This is a genomic window from Enterobacter cloacae complex sp. HYC003_NIDB (assembly GCF_056673375.1).
Map to the genome: position 1 here is coordinate 1,661,244 of NZ_CP114220.1, position 16,769 is coordinate 1,678,012.

Annotated in this window: 15 protein-coding genes and 1 riboswitch; of the genes, 4 read left to right on the top strand and 11 right to left on the bottom strand. The window is 54.7% G+C overall.

Features of this window, described 5'->3' with window-relative positions:
• Positions 1 to 17: 17 nt before the first annotated feature.
• The 5 genes from O1722_RS07850 to O1722_RS07870 all read right to left on the bottom strand — a co-directional run bounded on the left by O1722_RS07850 (position 18) and on the right by O1722_RS07870 (position 5,176).
• Entirely contained in the window at positions 18 to 1,484 is a 1,467-nt protein-coding gene (locus O1722_RS07850) for a pyridoxal phosphate-dependent decarboxylase family protein (protein ID WP_033487339.1), read from the bottom strand.
• An 18-nt stretch (positions 1,485 to 1,502) separates the two neighbouring features.
• The gene (locus tag O1722_RS07855; protein ID WP_015572345.1) at positions 1,503 to 2,879 is read right to left on the bottom strand and encodes a diaminobutyrate--2-oxoglutarate transaminase; all 1,377 of its coding nucleotides are present in this window, start codon (positions 2,877 to 2,879) and stop codon (positions 1,503 to 1,505) included.
• Positions 2,880 to 3,190: 311 nt separating this feature from the next.
• Positions 3,191 to 3,628: a hypothetical protein gene (locus O1722_RS07860; protein ID WP_033487338.1), complete on the bottom strand. Its 438-nt coding sequence runs from the start codon at positions 3,626 to 3,628 to the stop codon at positions 3,191 to 3,193.
• Between the two features lie 8 nt (positions 3,629 to 3,636).
• On the bottom strand, positions 3,637 to 3,861 hold the full coding sequence (locus O1722_RS07865) for a hypothetical protein (protein WP_071524132.1): 225 nt from the start codon (positions 3,859 to 3,861) through the stop codon (positions 3,637 to 3,639).
• Between the two features lie 196 nt (positions 3,862 to 4,057).
• Complete coding sequence (locus O1722_RS07870; protein WP_050515891.1) at positions 4,058 to 5,176, bottom strand: YadA C-terminal domain-containing protein; 1,119 nt, start codon at positions 5,174 to 5,176, stop codon at positions 4,058 to 4,060.
• Between the two features lie 747 nt (positions 5,177 to 5,923).
• Positions 5,924 to 6,020, top strand: a riboswitch (TPP riboswitch).
• Positions 6,021 to 6,055: 35 nt separating this feature from the next.
• Here O1722_RS07870 and thiM point away from each other — a divergent pair.
• Genes thiM through O1722_RS07885 form a run of 3 tightly spaced genes read left to right on the top strand, consistent with a single transcriptional unit; the run spans position 6,056 to position 8,412 of the window.
• Positions 6,056 to 6,826 (top strand): hydroxyethylthiazole kinase, encoded by a 771-nt coding sequence (thiM, locus tag O1722_RS07875; protein WP_017693063.1) that lies wholly within the window; start codon positions 6,056 to 6,058, stop codon positions 6,824 to 6,826.
• Positions 6,823 to 7,623 (top strand): bifunctional hydroxymethylpyrimidine kinase/phosphomethylpyrimidine kinase, encoded by an 801-nt coding sequence (gene thiD, locus O1722_RS07880; protein ID WP_017383356.1) that lies wholly within the window; start codon positions 6,823 to 6,825, stop codon positions 7,621 to 7,623. The genes thiM and thiD overlap by 4 nt, the downstream gene beginning before the upstream one ends.
• 42 nt (positions 7,624 to 7,665) lie before the next feature.
• Entirely contained in the window at positions 7,666 to 8,412 is a 747-nt protein-coding gene (locus O1722_RS07885) for a GntR family transcriptional regulator (protein WP_003859242.1), read from the top strand.
• Here O1722_RS07885 and O1722_RS07890 read toward each other — a convergent pair.
• The 3 genes from O1722_RS07890 to O1722_RS07900 are packed head-to-tail and all read right to left on the bottom strand — an operon-like array spanning position 8,386 to position 11,614.
• Positions 8,386 to 9,339, bottom strand: a complete 954-nt coding sequence (locus tag O1722_RS07890; RefSeq protein ID WP_023295037.1) for a PfkB family carbohydrate kinase — start codon at positions 9,337 to 9,339, stop codon at positions 8,386 to 8,388. The genes O1722_RS07885 and O1722_RS07890 overlap by 27 nt on opposite strands.
• Positions 9,336 to 10,340: an ADP-ribosylglycohydrolase family protein gene (locus tag O1722_RS07895; RefSeq protein WP_032654232.1), complete on the bottom strand. Its 1,005-nt coding sequence runs from the start codon at positions 10,338 to 10,340 to the stop codon at positions 9,336 to 9,338. The genes O1722_RS07890 and O1722_RS07895 overlap by 4 nt, the downstream gene beginning before the upstream one ends.
• Positions 10,337 to 11,614, bottom strand: coding sequence for a nucleoside permease (locus tag O1722_RS07900; RefSeq protein WP_033487337.1), 1,278 nt, complete (start codon positions 11,612 to 11,614; stop codon positions 10,337 to 10,339). Before O1722_RS07900 ends, O1722_RS07895 begins: the two co-directional genes overlap by 4 nt.
• A 248-nt stretch (positions 11,615 to 11,862) precedes the next feature.
• On the opposite strand from O1722_RS07900, the gene fbaB reads away from it, so the two are divergent.
• A complete protein-coding gene (gene fbaB, locus O1722_RS07905) occupies positions 11,863 to 12,915 on the top strand; it encodes a class I fructose-bisphosphate aldolase (RefSeq protein ID WP_015572352.1) in 1,053 nt (350 codons plus the stop codon).
• Between the two features lie 54 nt (positions 12,916 to 12,969).
• Here the strand turns inward: fbaB and O1722_RS07910 are convergent, their stop codons facing one another.
• From O1722_RS07910 to O1722_RS07920, 3 genes are all read right to left on the bottom strand, one after another.
• Positions 12,970 to 14,277 (bottom strand): RbtT/DalT/CsbX family MFS transporter, encoded by a 1,308-nt coding sequence (locus tag O1722_RS07910; RefSeq protein ID WP_033487335.1) that lies wholly within the window; start codon positions 14,275 to 14,277, stop codon positions 12,970 to 12,972.
• Positions 14,278 to 14,373: 96 nt separating this feature from the next.
• Complete coding sequence (locus O1722_RS07915) at positions 14,374 to 15,981, bottom strand: FGGY-family carbohydrate kinase (RefSeq protein WP_033487334.1); 1,608 nt, start codon at positions 15,979 to 15,981, stop codon at positions 14,374 to 14,376.
• A gap of 11 nt (positions 15,982 to 15,992) precedes the next feature.
• Complete coding sequence (locus tag O1722_RS07920) at positions 15,993 to 16,742, bottom strand: SDR family oxidoreductase (RefSeq protein ID WP_162230620.1); 750 nt, start codon at positions 16,740 to 16,742, stop codon at positions 15,993 to 15,995.
• Positions 16,743 to 16,769: the final 27 nt, after the last annotated feature.

The window sequence follows — 16,769 nt, forward strand, 5'->3', positions numbered from 1 at the left end:
TGGGAGAGGGATAAGTATTACTTCGCCATCACTTCCTGCGCGGTACGCTCAACCAGAGACAGCAGGATTTTTACGTCCTCCAGCGTCACGGTTGGGTTCAGCAGGGTCAGCTTCAGGCAGGTGATACCGTTATGCTCGGTCACACCGACGTTTGCACGGCCAGACTCCAGCAGCGCATCGCCAATTTTCTGGTTCAGCAGGGCAATACCGGCGTCATCCATCTGCGCCTGCGGACGGAATCGGAACAGCACGCTTGCCAGCTGGGGTTGCATCACCAGTTCCAGAGCAGACTGCTCTTTCACGTAAGCCGCAACCTGCTGTGCCAGCGTCACGCCGTGATCGATGATTGCCGCGTATTGCTCCTGACCCAGCGCTTCCAGGCTCATCCACAGTTTCAGCGCGTCGAAACGGCGCGTGGTTTGCAGAGATTTGGAGACCAGGTTAGGTACACCCGCTTCTTCATCGAACTCAGAGTTCAGATAGGCCGCCTGATAGCGCATCAGTTCATAGTGACGCGCTTCTTTCAGCAGGAACGCACCGCAGCTGATGGTCTGGAAGAACTGCTTGTGGAAGTCCAGGGTGACGGAATCCACGAGCTCGATACCGTCCAGGTAGTGACGATACTGCTCAGACATCAGCAGCGCGCCGCCCCAGGCCGCATCAACGTGCACCCAGATATTCTGTTTCGCAGCCAGCTCAGCAATAGCACGCAGCGGATCGATAGCACCCGCATCGGTCGTACCGGCCGTGGCCACAATCGCCAGGATCTGCTCGCCGTTCGCGTTGCACTGTTCGATTTTCGCCGCCAGATCGGTGAGATCCATGCGGGAGAATTCGTCAGTTTTCACCTGCACCACGGACTGGTAGCCCAGACCCATCAGCGCCATGTTTTTCTGCACGGAGAAGTGGGCATTTTCCGAACACAGCACGCGGATCTTACGCAGATCGCCTGTCAGACCGTCCTGCTGAACCGAGTGGCCCTGACGCGCAAAGAACGCGTCACGCGCCAGCATCAGCCCCATCAGGTTACTCTGGGTGCCGCCGCTGGTGAAGACGCCTGCGTCGCCAGCCTGATAACCCACGCGGGTACGCAGCCATTCGATCAGTTTGATCTCAATGATGGTTGCGGACGGGCTTTGATCCCAGGAGTCCATACTCTGGTTACTGGCGTTGATCAGCACTTCCGCCGCCTGGCTAACCACCAGGCTTGGGCAGTGCAGGTGCGCCACGCACTGCGGGTGATGAACGGACAAACTGTCTTTCAGGAAGAACTCCACGGCGCGTTCGATCGCCGCTTCGTTGCCCAGCCCTTTCGGGTTGAAATCCAGCTTAATACGGTCGCGCAGCTCTGCGACCGTTTTGCCCTGGTACATCTCAGGCTGTTTCAGCCACTGCATCACAGCCTGAGTGCTTTGTTCAATCGCCTGCTGGTAAGCTTCAATGCTCTGCGCAGAGGAGAACAAAATTGGGTTTGAATCAGACATCGTATTCAACAACTCCTGTTATGCCGGGCTAACGCCCGCAGCAAGCAGTGCCTGCTCGAATTTATCCAGGAAGACTTTCAGCTCGTCATCGCTGATAAGCAGAGAAGGCAGCAGACGCAGAACGATACCGTTACGGCCGCCACGCTCCAGAATCAGGCCGGCTTCGAAGCATTTCTTCTGGATCAGTGCAGACAGCTCGCCATCGCCCGGGAAGCAACCCATGTGATCGGCGGCTTCATGTGGCTTAACGATTTCAATACCGATCATCATGCCCAGACCGCGAACGTGGCCGATCACCGGATAGCGTTTCGCCATCTCTTTCAGCTGGCCTTTCAGCCATTCGCCCTGTGCGGCTACTTTGCCCGCGATGTTCTGGTCTTTCAGGATCTTCAGCGTGGTCAGACCGGTAGCCATCGCCAGCTGGTTGCCGCGGAAAGTACCGGTATGGTGACCTGGCGCCCATGCATCGAACTGCTTTTTGATACCGAGCACGGCCAGCGGCAGACCGCCACCGACTGCTTTAGACATCACGATGATGTCTGGCTCAATGCCAGCGTGTTCGAAGGCAAAGAATTTACCGGTACGGGCAAAGCCAGCCTGGACTTCGTCGAGGATCAGCAGGATACCGTGTTCCTGAGTGACTTTACGGATGCGCTGCAACCACTCAACAGGCGCCGGGTTCACGCCACCTTCACCCTGAACGGCTTCGAGGATCACCGCGGCAGGTTTACGCACGCCGCTTTCGACGTCGTTAATCAGATTTTCGAAGTAGTAGGTCAGCGCCTTCACGCCCGCTTCACCACCGATACCCAGTGGGCAACGATACTCGTGTGGGTAAGGCATGAACTGGACTTCTGGCATCATACCGTCAACCGCTTCTTTCGGAGACAGGTTGCCGGTGACGGACAGTGCGCCGTGGGTCATACCGTGGTAACCACCAGAGAAACTGATGATACCGCTACGACCGGTCACTTTTTTCGCCAGCTTCAGCGCCGCTTCAACGGCATCAGCCCCGGACGGGCCAGTGAATTGCAGGCAGTACTCTTTGCCCTGACCAGGCAACAGAGAGAGCAGGTATTCTGAAAACGCGTCTTTCAACGGCGTGGTCAGATCCAGGGTATGTAACGGCAAGCCGCTGGTAATGACATTTTGGATGCTTTTCAGCACATCAGGATGATTGTGTCCAAGCGCGAGGGTGCCTGCGCCTGCTAAACAGTCAAGGTATTCTTTATTATCTGCATCGGTGATCCACACGCCTTCTGCTTTCGTAATCGCTAAAGGCAATTTGCGCGGATAACTCCTGACGTTAGATTCAAATTCGGCCTGACGGGCCAGATAGGTTTCGTTGCTTTTGTGGGCATCTACGGTGTCAATACGGACTTTATCCGTCATCATATCACTCCTACAACCGCCGCTTCGTTATGAGCAACGATTGAATAAAAAGTTAAAAAACAGATGGGGCCTGAAAAAAACGCCGCCAATATAGAGCCTTTTGTCACCGGGCTCAATGGTTAATTTGCTTACTGTTTTGTGACACAGGGCACAGGGCAGGGAAGATCGCCGTTTGTATGGGGGAGATTGCACTTTATGCTAAATAAAAACAGCAGCTTACGTATGATTTATCCGCATTGTAAAATCAGACAAAAGAGTGTGACAAATCGTGCGATTGTCAGGTGAAAAGGAGGCAGTGAGCCTCCTTACGCTGTTTATTTCTGGCTAACGCGTAAAATACCGTGTTCACGTCCCTTCGTTTTATTCCACGACGCGTCCGTAATACCGTTTTCATCCAGGCTTAGCGATATCACAAAACCATTACCACGGATCTCATAGAAATTCGCATTCAGACGTTTAACGCTGGCTTTTTTGCCGTTTACGGTGGCGCTAAAGAAGCCGTTAGAAAGCGTGGCGTTAACCGTATCCGACGAGAACGAGGCTTCACGCAGGGGATCGTGAACGGATGTCGTTGGTTCGTGTTGTGCCGCATTTTCCGCTTTGGTTTTGCTGATATCGCAAGAGCCATCGCCAGCGCTAATTTGCGTGCATCCCGAACGCTCTAATTGCGCGCGATAATGGGCGTTTATGGCGTGCGCAGGCGTCACCACCACAGAGAAAAGTAACGCCAACAGCGTAAATTTAGTTTTCATAAATACCCTTAATTATGGTGGTGATGTTTTTGATTAGCGTCCGCCGCACGAGCGGCATTTGCATATGCAGCAGAGAGTGACGCATTGTTGATGCCTTGTTGCCTTTGTTGTTCAGAAAGATAGCAGGTATCGTAACTGACCCCTTTCGCAGTGCAATTTGCGATGCGTTGCTCAGGCGAGACACAACCTGTAAGCACGGCAGTACTTATGACTAATATCATTAATTTTTTCATTTTATCGCCTTAAAAACGACACAAATAATAAGAAACGTACATCATGCCGATCCAGATCCCGATTGAAATGAGCATCACGTACAGGGCAGCTGAAATAAAAATATGTTTGAGCATGTTCTGTTTAATGAATAAAAGTGTGACGTCGAATAGTTGTTAAGTTATACAAGTAATATTATAGAGGTTTTAGGCTTTTGATTTAAAAGCCAATACCGATGCCTGCACCCATAGCAAGATCGCTGTTTGTAGAATCACTTATACCAGCCTTGATTACAGCGTGTTCACCTGCATGGAAAGATGCTCCTGCGCTGATAGCTTGCTCATTCTTAAATGACCCCACACCGGCGGAGAACATTACAGATTGCTCTTTCTCTACTTGTGGCATGGAAGCGAGAGCGATAGCAGAGGCAACGCCGCTACGCGCTTCTTTCTTGTTCTCGTCAACTTCATTTTGCAGGCTTTTGAATTGAGCATTGCTTGAAGATTGTGCTTGGGCAAAAACATGTTGAGTGGCTTTCAGGTCAGCAGCTTGTGCCGCTGTTTGAGTATTGAGTAATTTAATTTTGTTGATAGTAGCTGTATCAACTTCTTTCTTCGTGATGATTGTTGTTACACCGTTTTTACCGTCTTTACCATCAGCACCATCTTTACCATCATTGCCTTTAGCTCCGGGTTTACCTTCAGCCCCGATAGCACCTGCTACACCCTGAATCCCTTGAGCACCTGCATCACCTTTTGCACCTTCTTTACCATCAATACCATCTTTCGGCACTGGTGCATTCTCAAGTGCAGTGATACGGGTATCGTTAATACTAATTAACCCGCTATTGATACGTGTTTGATCTGCCACGACAGCAATATTTTTTGCATTGTTGTCTGCGGTGATTTGAGCATTTCCAGCAGCAGCTAACGCAGTATGAGCGGTGCTATCAGCATCATTAGCGCTGATTTGAGCGGTAGTAATGCCGGTGCTTAACAAAGTTTTGTTAGCTTGCAGATCTGCATTGATGTTATTCACATTAGTAATCGTCTGGTTCAGTAATGACGTATTACCCGCTACGTTAGTATTAGTGGAATCAATTGAGGATTGCAGTTTTTCGCGATCGCCTTGCAGGTTGTAAATCTGGATAGCCTGGCGATTATTATCACTCTCAACAACATCTAAATCATATACACGGTTATCTGTACCATTAAGGTGAAAACCTGAAGCAGGGTTATTTTGATCATACAGAACAGCAGACGCAGCATTAGCATTATCAACGATACTGGCAAACAGAGTACCAATGACAGCGATTACTGCTTTGTTGAAGAATTTCATTTAAAAGGCTCACATCATTAGAAAGAAAAAATCACATTAGCGTTATGGCTTACGTTTGGTTGTGCAGAGCAAAACGGGTAAGTTTAAGTATTTAAGGGTTTTTGTATTTATTTAATTTCATTGCTGAACTATAGTTATTTTGCACCTAAAAATATTGATTTAAATCAAGATTTATTTGAATGATTAAAAGTGGATAAGGTACGTGTGTTTTATTTTTTTTCTATTAAAAACAAAAGGTTGCTGATGATTGTTTTAGTCTCTATATTTAACTTGATGATAAAAATGAAATTTTATTTCAATTTGATTTTAATGTTCTTTAAATGTACTCGTTTGTTAGTTTTGGGATATGATTTCATTTGAAAGCATTAGTGTGTGAAACTGAAAGTTTACATTGAATCAGTAAGTTTTGAGGTGGAAAAAAACCAGAAAAGTATCAGGAGAACGTAACGTAAGTTTTAAATGGGAGGGTGTTGGAAAAGCTGGGCGTCTGGTGTGCAGAATGATGATCAGGCGAAGGGTTCTCTTTTTCATAATTGTTGAGATAGTTGCTGTCAGTATTATGTGGCTATATATGTTGTACCTGGTGAGATTCAGAACAGGGGAGTTAAAGAAGACATTCTTTATATAGTTTGCGGATTTCAGGTGTAATACCTGCTTTGATAAAACGAAACATCTTGCGCCCTGCCTATGGCCACGGTTACACTAAGTACCTACATATTCTTTTTATGTAACTGATTGTATTGTAATTTATTTGACTCGGGGTGCCCTTCTTTGTGAAGGCTGAGAAATACCCGTATTACCTGATCTGGATAATGCCAGCGTAGGGAAGTCAGATGCCTACCCGGTCATCGCTTCTTCACGCACGGCAGGAGCGAAACCATGCAGCCTGACCTGCTCGACTCACACGTTTTACATCAATTCCGAACCCGTTCCCCGCTCACGCACTGTATGACCAACGATGTCGTGCAGACCTTCACCGCCAACGTTTTGCTCGCGCTGGGTGCTTCCCCGGCAATGGTGATCGAAGCCGAGGAAGCGGAACAGTTTGCCGCGCTTGCCGATGCTCTGCTCATCAACGTGGGTACACTCACCGCGCCGCGCGCCCAGTCGATGCGTCGGGCCATTGAGAGCGCGGTAGCCGCGGGTACGCCCTGGGTTCTGGATCCGGTTGCGGTTGGCGCGCTGGCGTACCGCACCCGATTTTGCCAGCAAATATTGTCCCTTAAACCTGCGGCCATTCGTGGAAACGCCTCCGAAATCCTCGCCCTTGCCGGAATGAGTGCGGGCGGGCGCGGGGTTGATTCCACCGATACGGCGGCGAGCGCGTTGACCGCTGCGCAGACGCTCGCCCGTCAGACCCATGCCGTTGTGGTCGTCACAGGAGAAGTGGATCACATCACTGATGGTCAGCGAACCCGTACGGTCGCGGGCGGCGACCCGCTGATGACCCGCGTGGTGGGAACAGGCTGTGCGCTCTCGGCGGTCGTCGCCGCCTGCTGTTCGCTGCCTGGCGACAGGCTTGATAATGCGACGGCAGCCTGCGGCTTTATGAAGCGCGCAGGGTCAGCTGCACTGACTCACAGCCGGGGCCCCGGCAGCTTTGCCCCGGCGTTTCTGGATGCGCTTTACGCGCTGGAGGAGCTGGTATGACACGCATTAATGCCTTGACTATTGCGGGAACCGATCCCAGCGGCGGAGCGGGGATCCAGGCAGACCTGAAAACCTTCTCTGCGCTCGGCGCTTACGGATGCTCGGTTATCACCGCGCTGGTGGCGCAAAACACGCGCGGTGTACAGTCGGTATATCGTATTGAGCCGGATTTTGTCGCCGCACAGCTGGATTCGGTATTCAGCGATGTACGCATCGACACCACCAAAATCGGCATGCTTGCAGAGGCGGACATTGTTGAAGCGGTCGCTGAACGTCTCAAACGTTATCAGATAAAAAACGTGGTGCTCGATACCGTGATGCTGGCCAAAAGCGGCGATCCGTTGCTCTCCGCCTCTGCCGTCGACACCCTGCGTAAAAAGCTGCTGCCGCAGGTGGCGCTGATCACGCCAAACCTCCCTGAAGCCGCCGCGCTGCTGGATGCGTCACACGCGCAAAACGAACGTGAGATGAAAGAGCAGGGCAATGCGCTGCTGGCGATGGGATGCAGCGCGGTGCTGATGAAAGGCGGTCATCTTGATGATGCAGAAAGCCCGGACTGGCTCTTCACCCGCGATGGCGCTCAACGTTTCACCGCCCCGCGGGTACAGACCAAAAACACCCACGGCACGGGATGTACGCTCTCGGCGGCGCTGGCGGCGCTGCGTCCCCGAAACGCGAACTGGGCGGATACGGTGCAGGAGGCGAAGATCTGGCTCTCGTGCGCGCTGGCAAAAGCCGATTCTCTGGAAGTGGGTCACGGTATTGGGCCGGTTCACCATTTTCATGCATGGTGGTAAGCCGTATACTGGCATAAAACCTTATGCCAGAGAAAAACAGAGATGGAACAAGCGCATACCCGGTTAATTGCTCAACTCAAGGAACGAATTGCCGCACCGGACAACACGCCGTTGTACCTGAAATTTGCCGAAACGGTTAAAAACGCGGTACGCAGCGGCGTGCTCGCGCACGGTAATATTTTGCCGGGCGAGCGCGATCTGAGCCAGCTGGCCGGTGTGTCGCGCATTACGGTGCGTAAAGCGATGCAGGCGCTGGAAGAGGCCGGCGTCGTCACCCGCGCGCGTGGATACGGTACGCAAATCAACAATATCTTTGAATATTCGCTAAAAGAGGCGCGCGGGTTTTCTCAGCAGGTGGTGCTGCGGGGCAAAACGCCCAACACGCTGTGGGTTAATAAACGCGTCGTGAAATGTCCGGAGGAGATCGCCCGTCACCTTTCCCTTGCGCCGGACAGCGATGTATTTCTGCTTAAGCGCATCCGCTACGTGGATGACGATGCGGTATCAATAGAGGAGTCCTGGGTACCGGTAGGATTAATCCCCAATCCGGACGACATCGGCGTCTCGCTTTACGATTACTTCCGCAGCCAGAATATCTTTCCGCAGCGCACCCGTTCCCGCGTCAGCGCCCGGATGCCGGACAGCGAGTTTCAGGCGCATATCAAGATGGACGATAAGATACCGGTGCTGGTGATCAAGCAAGTCGCGCTCGATCAACAGCACCGGCCAATTGAGTACAGCATCAGCTACTGCCGCAGCGACCTATACGTCTTTGTGTGCGAGGAGTAGGGCCTCGCGCGTGGGGGCGCAGTCGCCACCGCGATGGCTGACTACCCAGGCGGCTACGGCATTGCCAAGCTGCACCGCCTCTGGCAGTGACCATCCCGCGGCCAGCCCGGCAAGGGTACCTCCCGCATGGCTGTCACCCGCGCCGATGGTATCGACCACGGTAGCAGGAAACGCCGGAACGTGTCCGGAAGCGTCACCGTCGTACCAGACCGCCCCGTCTTTATCATGGCGTACGATCAGCGCAGCGCCAAACCTCTGCTGCCACCGTGTGCCGAGCTCTTCCACGTTTACGCCAAGCCATTCGGCGGCAAGTTCCGCCTCCTGACGATTGAGCGAGACGATTGGTTTGCAGGCCATGATCCGCGCCATCAGCGGGTCGGGAATATCCGCGATGCGCGGACCGAAATCGATAAAGAGCGTCGCATCCTGAAGACTTTCCAGCCAGGCCGTCAGCAGCTCACCGCTGGGGGACGCCAGCTGGTAGCCGGACAAAGAGATCAGGCTCCCTGCCGGCACGCTTAACCCGTCCAGCCAGCGCTGCTGCCACTGGTTCTCCACGCCGCTAAACGACATAAAGGTCCGTTCACCGTCAGGCTCCACCAGCGCCAGGCACCAGCCGTTATCGCCCGTTTCCGCTTCCACGGCGCTGTGCAGATCCTGCTTCGCCATGGCGTTACGGATAATATCGGCCCACACGCCGTGGCCGACGGGAAGGGCGTTTTGCGCAGCAATGCCGAGCCGCTTCAGGGCGATGGCGATATTCAGCGCGCAGCCGCCAATATTCACTCCCTGTTGCTTCAGCTCGATATCACACCCGCGCCAGGGCAGGGCGTAGGCGTCGGCAATCACGTCGATGACCGCCGCGCCGAGTACCGTTACGGGGCGCGTGGCGTGGAGGGTTTCGAGACGGCGGGCAAAAGCACTCATACGCCCTCCCTTTGCTCCCGGAAGTGCAGCAGTTTTTCGCAGTAGTGGCTGAAATCGAGCCGGTTTACGGCATCAAGTTCGTTTTTGAGTGCCGGATCAATGGCCTGTACACCGTGCAGCGCACCGCAGATGGCCGTTGCCATCGCGCCGATAGTGTCAGTATCACCGCCCAGGTTGGCGCATAACACCGCGCAGCGGTTCGGATCGGTGCCCGCGAGTTCGACCATCGCAATCGCCGCCGGAACGGACTCAAGGGTGCTCGTGCCCGCGCCAATAAGCTGATAGATCTGCTCGCTGGCGGACTCGGTACCGTTGGCTTCGCGCACGGTTTTCAGGGCCAGCTCAATACGAGCGGAAAGCGATGCGCTGAAGGTGGTCGTGTTCTCCTCCTGCGCCGCACGGGCAATACCCGGCAGGGCATCGGCGATGTGATGCCAGCGCTCGCCGTCGATAGCGCGTGAAACCGCCCAGGCGATCACCACCGCACCGGCGATGGCGAGATCCGATTTATGGGTCGGGCTGGAGGCTAACGCAACCTGTTCCACAAAGTGCGCCAGACGCGTGGCTGGCAGGAGGCATCCCAGCGGGGAGGCGCGCATCGCCGCCCCGTTGGTGACGCCGTTGTTTTCCAGCTGGCTCACCGGCTTGCCGTCACGGATGGCGTTCAGGGCAATTTTGGAGGTCGGGCCGAGCACATTCTTATTGAACGCGTCAAAATCCAGCGCCCAGTCCAGAATATGCTTACCGATAACGTCAGGGTTAATTTCCCCGTCGCATTCGATAATCGCGTCGGCCAGGCACAGCGCCATCGACGTATCATCCGTAAATTCGGCCTGCTTAAAGTAACAGGCGGCATTATTCTCAGCCGGGCCGGGTAAGAAACGGTCGATCCAGCCGAAGTGCGCTTTCACCCGCTTGCGCGGCCACAGCTCCGACGGCATCCCCATCGCATCCCCTAACGCCTGCCCGTAAAGAGCACCGAGAATACGGTCTTGTTTCATTTAACTTCCTCTCGTGTCAGCGCGGTATCGCCATCAACCACCTCAATTGCGGTGATCTCTTTATCCGATTCGCGGAAAAACAGCATAAACAGCACGGCAATCACCACAATCATGATTGCACCAAACGTCCACATTCCGGCCCAGTTGAAGGTCAGCCCATTCACCGGCTCTTTATATGCGAACATTTTTTCCATCATCACGCCGCCGAGACGGTAACCCAGCAGGCTACCAAAGCCCTGACAGCACAGCGTGATCAAGCCCTGCGCCGCGTTGCGCATGTGCACGGGCGCTTTTTTATCCACGTAGATGTACGCGGTGACGTAATAGAAGTCATAGCTTACGCCGTGCAGCAGAATGCCGAGGAACAGCAGGGCGTAGGTGAAGTATTGCTCGGCGCCGCCGTAAACAAAGAAACCGTAGCGAATGGCGGCGGTGATCAGGCCCAGCAGCAAGACCTTCTTAATACCAAAGCGTTTGGTAAAGAATGGCAGAGCGAGCATGAAGAAGATTTCAGAGAACTGGCCGAGGGTCATCCAGCCGGTGGCGTTTTTCATCCCCACTTCGGTGAGATAGCCGTTGGCAAAGATATAGTAGAAGGCCAGCGGCATGGCGAACAGGAACGAGCAGAAGAAGAACACCAGGAAGTTTTTATCGCGCAGCAGGATCAGCGCATCCAGCCCCAGCATCACTTTGAAATCCAGCTTGCCGGTACTCTTCGGCGGGGTATTCGGCAGGAACAGCGCGAAGACGCCAAGCAGAAGGGAGCTGGCAGCGGTCATCAGCAGCGGGATATTGGTGTCAGAGATGTCGCTATAGCCCATCATCTGCGGCAGGAAGCCGCACGCCAGGCCGGAGGCAATCCAGCCGATGGTGCCCATCACGCGAATGCGCGGGAAATCAGCCTCCACGTCATCGACGTTCGCGAAGGCGATACTGTTGGTCAGCGCGATGGTCGGCATATAGGTCAGGGAGTAGGCCAGCAGCAGCGGGAAGAAGGTGCTGAACTGGGTTTGCTGTGCTGCGAAATACATCAGAATCGCGCCAGCGAACATCAGCACGGCCAGCACTTTCTGGGCGGCGAAGAAACGGTCCGTCAGCGAGCCGACAAGGATGGGAGAGAGGATCGCGGCAATCGCGGTACAGGCGTACGACCAGCCAATTTCCCCGGCGGTAAACCCGCTCTTACTCAGCCACAGCCACAGCGGCACAAACCATGCGCCCCAGATAAACCATTCAACGAACATCATGAATGACAGTTGGACTTTCGTTTTCATTTTTTAATCCTGCATGTCAGAGGTACGCATGTAACATACCATGTGATAATACCTTTTAAATACCTTTAAGGCGATTGTTTGATCAGTGTAACAAAAATGTTGTACACGAAACGAGCCAGCAGATTGTGCTTAAAAAAGTTGCAAATGGTGGAAAATAGGTTAAGTCGGTACCAGGCTTAGTCTGCCTGCAAAAACGTGGGCTTGGATCACACGCTCCGACATCATGTCGGACTTACGGGAGCATCACTATGACTGATATTGCGCAACTGCTTGGCAAAGACGCCGACAGCCTTTTACAGCATCGTTGTATGACCATTCCAGCCGACCAGCTTTATCTGCCTGGCCATGATTACGTAGACCGCGTCATGGTCGACAACAACCGTCCGCCTGCCGTACTGCGAAACATGCAGACGCTTTATAATACCGGTCGTCTGGGCGGGACCGGGTATCTCTCCATTCTGCCCGTTGACCAGGGCGTAGAGCACTCGGCGGGAGCGTCGTTTGCAGCTAACCCGCTCTACTTTGACCCGAAAAACATTGTCGAGCTGGCGATTGAAGCGGGCTGTAACTGTGTGGCATCGACGTATGGCGTGCTGGCCTCCGTTTCCCGCCGCTATGCTCACCGCATTCCGTTCCTCGTCAAGCTGAATCACAACGAAACCCTGAGCTACCCAACCGAATACGACCAGACACTGTACGCCAGCGTCGAACAGGCGTTCAACATGGGTGCGGTAGCGGTCGGGGCGACTATCTATTTTGGCTCTGAGCAGTCGCGTCGGCAGATAGAAGAGATCTCTGCCGCGTTTGAGCGCGCGCACGAGCTGGGGATGGTGACCGTATTGTGGGCCTATCTGCGTAACAACGCGTTTAAGAAAGACGGCGTGGATTACCACGTATCAGCGGATCTGACCGGTCAGGCAAATCACCTGGCGGCAACCATCGGCGCGGACATCGTGAAACAGAAAATGGCCGAGAATAACGGCGGGTATAAAGCGGTGAACTTTGGCTATACCGACGACCGCGTCTACAGCAAGCTGACCAGCGACAACCCTATCGATCTGGTGCGCTACCAGCTGGCTAACTGCTACATGGGCCGCGCCGGGCTGATTAACTCCGGCGGTGCAGCAGGCGGTGAAACCGATCTGACCGACGCGGTGCGCACGGCGGTGATTAACAAACGCGCCGGCGGAATGGGGCTGATCCTGGGCCGCAAAGCGTTTAAAAAATCCATGGCCGACGGCGTGAAGCTGATTAATGCGGTTCAGGATGTCTATCTGGACAATAAAGTGACGATTGCCTAATCGCACGCATCTTCCTGCCGGGATAAGCGTGACCCGGCAGGAAAGTTCTCTCGCTTACTCCTTCAGCGTTTCAGGATGAGGAGTATTCAGCAGACCCGCCATCCCTCTCTTGCTGCTATTTGCTTTTTCTAAGCCCGGCTGCGTGACGCGGATAAAGGCACACAGAACAAAAGCCAGCAGATAAAGCACCGTATAGGCGATGACCACGCCGAGCGTGCTGAACCAGGGCAGCAGCACCACGGCAATCGCCGGCGCAAGGAAGTTAGACAGACCGGCTGACAGGTTATACACCGAAATCGCCGCCCCCTTGTGCCGCGGCTCCAGCGCCGGGAACACCGCCGCCATCGGTACGAAGGCCGCCACAAAAATCCCCAGCGCGATGGCCGGGAGCAGCGCCATGGCAAAGTTATGCCCGAAGTGCTGCGGAATGTAGTAAAACGCCAGGCTCGAGAGCGCCATCCCGATGCAGCCAAACCAGCGCACCACCCGCATCCAGCCCATTTTTTCCGCCACCACGCCCCAGAAGACGTTCGAGAAGATGGTGGTGAAGAAGAATACCGCCCAGACCTGAAGCCACTCGGAGGTGGTGAAGCCCAGCTCGTCAACAAACATCATCGGCATGATGACGGCAAACCCGAACAGGGAGAGGGTGTTGATGATACGCACCATGCTGGAGAGCAGGATACTGCGGTTGGTGTAGAGCAGCGTCGCCGCACGGCCCAGCTCGGCGAATTTTTCCCGGGTGGAGAGATTATGCATGTGCGTTGGGGTTTTGACGCTGCGCAGGGATACCATGGCGATGACTCCCCCCGCCAGACAAAACGCCAGTGCCAGCCACAGGGTGCCCATCTCCCCGATGTGCGGAATGGTAAAGCTCGGAATATAACTGCCCGCCACGCCAATACCTACGGAATAAACCGCCCAGTACCAGCCCAGCGCCGAGCTGGATTTATCGCTACGCACATTATGAATAATGACCACGATGAAGGCGTACAAAAATAACGGATAGGCCAGGCCGCGGATCCCGTAAAACAGCAGCATTAATGCGTAATTTGCCTGACCCAGACCAAAAACGAGAAACAGGACGTGGAAAACGCACCACAGCACGAAGCCAATCAGCATGGTTTTTTGCGGGGTGATGATTTCAGCCACCACGCCGGAGATCCACGCGGAGAGCGCCGCCGCGAGACCGTAGAGCGTGAAGGCGAAAGAGGCTTCAGCAGGCGTGAAGCCCAGTGATTTAATATAGTGCGACAGGAATGCCAGCTCGAAACCGTCACCCGTCATAAAGACCGCGATCGCCAGATATCCCCATAGCAGGTTCAGCGGCAATCCCAGCCACTGTTTATTTATTTCGGACATATTGACCTCGTTTGTAGCGTACAGGTAAGCCCACACCGGAAATATTCCGGCGTGAGTTTTCTTATTGTCTTTTTCTCTAAATATACTGACGTGTATTTATTCTCTGATTACTGTCGCAGTCTGTTGTAACTGCTTATAAGCCTCGTATCGACGCAGATGAAGGGACTGATAGTTCGCTTGCGGATAGAAATATTTATCCACGTGGGTAAATTGTTTCATGGCATCGGTCACTGAAGGCGCTATATTTCCCGCCACCGCCCCGAGAATGGCCGAACCCAGTAATACCGGTTCGCTGCATTGGGTCGCTAACACCGGCAGCCCGCAGGTATCTGCCAGCAGCTGGCGAACGAAAGGGTGCTGGCCCGCGCCGCCGCTGATAACGATATTTTCGGTCTGTACGCCGCATTCACGCTGGGCGTCAATGATTTGTCGCAAACCGTAACCGATACCACACAGACCGGCCACATACAGTGCCATCAGGTTATTGATATCGTTCTCCATGCCCAGCCCGCAGATCGTGGCCCGCGCATGGGGATCGGCAAAGGGCGCGCGGTTACCCAGAAATTCGGGTACCACGTGCAGTCCTGCTGCCAGGTTCACCGCCTCTGAGGCGGTGGCGAAGGTCTGTAAAAGCCGGTCCGCCAGGTAAACCGGCAGCGGCAGGTCTGACTCCTGTGCCAGCTGGCGCGCTTGCGGTGCGGCAGGATGGAAACTTAATAACCGATCGATAGCGGCACCCGCGGCGCTTTGTCCGCCCTCAATCAGCCACAGCCCAGGTACCATCGCGCTAAAATAAGGCCCCCAGACGCCGGGCACAAAAACGGCGCTCTCGGCGCTGGTCATGGTGCACGATGAGGTGCCAAAAACATACGCGAGATTGTTCAGCGCGCCGCCGCCAACGCCCAACGTCCCGATGCCGCCAGCGTGGGCATCAATTAACCCTACCGCCACCGGCGTGCCTGGCAGCAAGCCCATCTCACGCGCGGCCTGCTCCGTTAAGCCCTCGCCGCAAGGGGTGCCGGGGGCGGCAATATGCTGCCCTATGCGGACAAAATCTTCTCCGGCCAGCTCGTCCAGGCCAACGGTGCGGAAATAGTCCGGGTCCCAGCGATTCTCATGGGCCAGCCACGTCCATTTACAGGTTACGGTACAGATGGAACGGGTGAGATCGCCGGTCGCGCGCCAGGTCAGGAAATCGGCCAAATCGAAAAATTGCCAGGCGCGATCGTAGACCTCACGATGGTTTTCCTTCAGCCACAGCAGCTTGGGCGTCTCCATTTCGGGCGATATTTTTCCGCCAACATAGTCCAGCACCGGATGATGGGTGGCGTTGATGCGCTCCGCCTGGTCTGTCGCACGGTGATCCATCCAGACGATGATATTGTTTTCCGCTTCACCGTCAGGGCTGACCGCCAGCGGTTCGCCATTGTTGTCCAACACCACCAGCGAGCAGGTGGCGTCAAACCCGATGCCGGCAACGCTCTGCGGAGTCGTCCCGGAGTGCGCCAGCGCCTCGCGGATGCAGCGGCAAACGGCCTGCCAGATCTCGGCGCTGGACTGCTCCACGCGGCTTCCGCTGCGGTGCACGGTGGCAATTTTCTGCGTCGCGTGGGAAAGCAGCCTGCCGCTGAGATCGAAAATGCCCGCGCGGACGCTGCCGGAGCCGACGTCTACGCCGATAACGGTTTCAGGTGTACTCTTCATCCTTGCGGCCCTTAAAGATCGACGCTGTTAGGCAGAATCACCAGATCCCGGACGGTAACGTTCTTCGAACGGGTCACCATGAACAACACCGATTCTGCGACTTCAATCGGCTGCATCAGGCTGCCGTTTGCCAGCGCTTCATCCATTTTGGCCTGCGGCCAGTCGTCGAGCAGAGCCGTCACTACCGGCCCAGGCAGAACGGCTCCGACGCGCACGCCATGTTCCGCGACCTGACGACGGGTGGTATGCACGAACGCCTGAACGGCAAATTTGGACGCGGTGTAGATCGGCTCCCAGATAACCGGCACCACGCCCGCAATGGAGCTGGTGAAGATAATATCGCCTGACTTCTGCGCAATCATATGCGGCAGTACGGCGCGAACGCAGCGGAACGCGGCGTTGATATTCAGGTTCAGTACGCGATCCCAGACGTCCGGGTCGCCTTCAGCAACCGGCCCGCCGATGTAGGCGCCTGCATTGGCGTGAAAAATATCCAGGCCGCCGGCGAGGCTGACAATGTCGCTCAGCATCGCGTCGACTTGCTCGGGTTTGAACAGATCGATTTGCAGGGCAAACGCGTTCTCGCCCAGCTCGGCGACAAGGCGCTGAAGCTTTTCGCCTTCCCGGTCGATTAACACCACCTTAGCGCCAGCGCCGAGCAGCGTTTTTGCACACTCCAGGCCAATACCTGAGGCGGCGCCAGTGATAGCAGCGACTTTGCCCTGAAGGGAACTATTCATGGAGGGGACAGAGTGATTCATTTTATAATCCTTTATGCAGAGATGATT

Coding starts and splice junctions, on each gene's coding strand:
- O1722_RS07850 (WP_033487339.1), bottom strand. CDS start 1,484: ATGTCTGATTCAAACCCAATTTTGTTCTCCTCTGCGCAGAGCATTGAA.
- O1722_RS07855 (WP_015572345.1), bottom strand. CDS start 2,879: ATGATGACGGATAAAGTCCGTATTGACACCGTAGATGCCCACAAAAGC.
- O1722_RS07860 (WP_033487338.1), bottom strand. CDS start 3,628: ATGAAAACTAAATTTACGCTGTTGGCGTTACTTTTCTCTGTGGTGGTG.
- O1722_RS07865 (WP_071524132.1), bottom strand. CDS start 3,861: ATGAAAAAATTAATGATATTAGTCATAAGTACTGCCGTGCTTACAGGT.
- O1722_RS07870 (WP_050515891.1), bottom strand. CDS start 5,176: ATGAAATTCTTCAACAAAGCAGTAATCGCTGTCATTGGTACTCTGTTT.
- thiM (WP_017693063.1), top strand. CDS start 6,056: ATGCAGCCTGACCTGCTCGACTCACACGTTTTACATCAATTCCGAACC.
- thiD (WP_017383356.1), top strand. CDS start 6,823: ATGACACGCATTAATGCCTTGACTATTGCGGGAACCGATCCCAGCGGC.
- O1722_RS07885 (WP_003859242.1), top strand. CDS start 7,666: ATGGAACAAGCGCATACCCGGTTAATTGCTCAACTCAAGGAACGAATT.
- O1722_RS07890 (WP_023295037.1), bottom strand. CDS start 9,339: ATGAGTGCTTTTGCCCGCCGTCTCGAAACCCTCCACGCCACGCGCCCC.
- O1722_RS07895 (WP_032654232.1), bottom strand. CDS start 10,340: ATGAAACAAGACCGTATTCTCGGTGCTCTTTACGGGCAGGCGTTAGGG.
- O1722_RS07900 (WP_033487337.1), bottom strand. CDS start 11,614: ATGAAAACGAAAGTCCAACTGTCATTCATGATGTTCGTTGAATGGTTT.
- fbaB (WP_015572352.1), top strand. CDS start 11,863: ATGACTGATATTGCGCAACTGCTTGGCAAAGACGCCGACAGCCTTTTA.
- O1722_RS07910 (WP_033487335.1), bottom strand. CDS start 14,277: ATGTCCGAAATAAATAAACAGTGGCTGGGATTGCCGCTGAACCTGCTA.
- O1722_RS07915 (WP_033487334.1), bottom strand. CDS start 15,981: ATGAAGAGTACACCTGAAACCGTTATCGGCGTAGACGTCGGCTCCGGC.
- O1722_RS07920 (WP_162230620.1), bottom strand. CDS start 16,742: ATGAATCACTCTGTCCCCTCCATGAATAGTTCCCTTCAGGGCAAAGTC.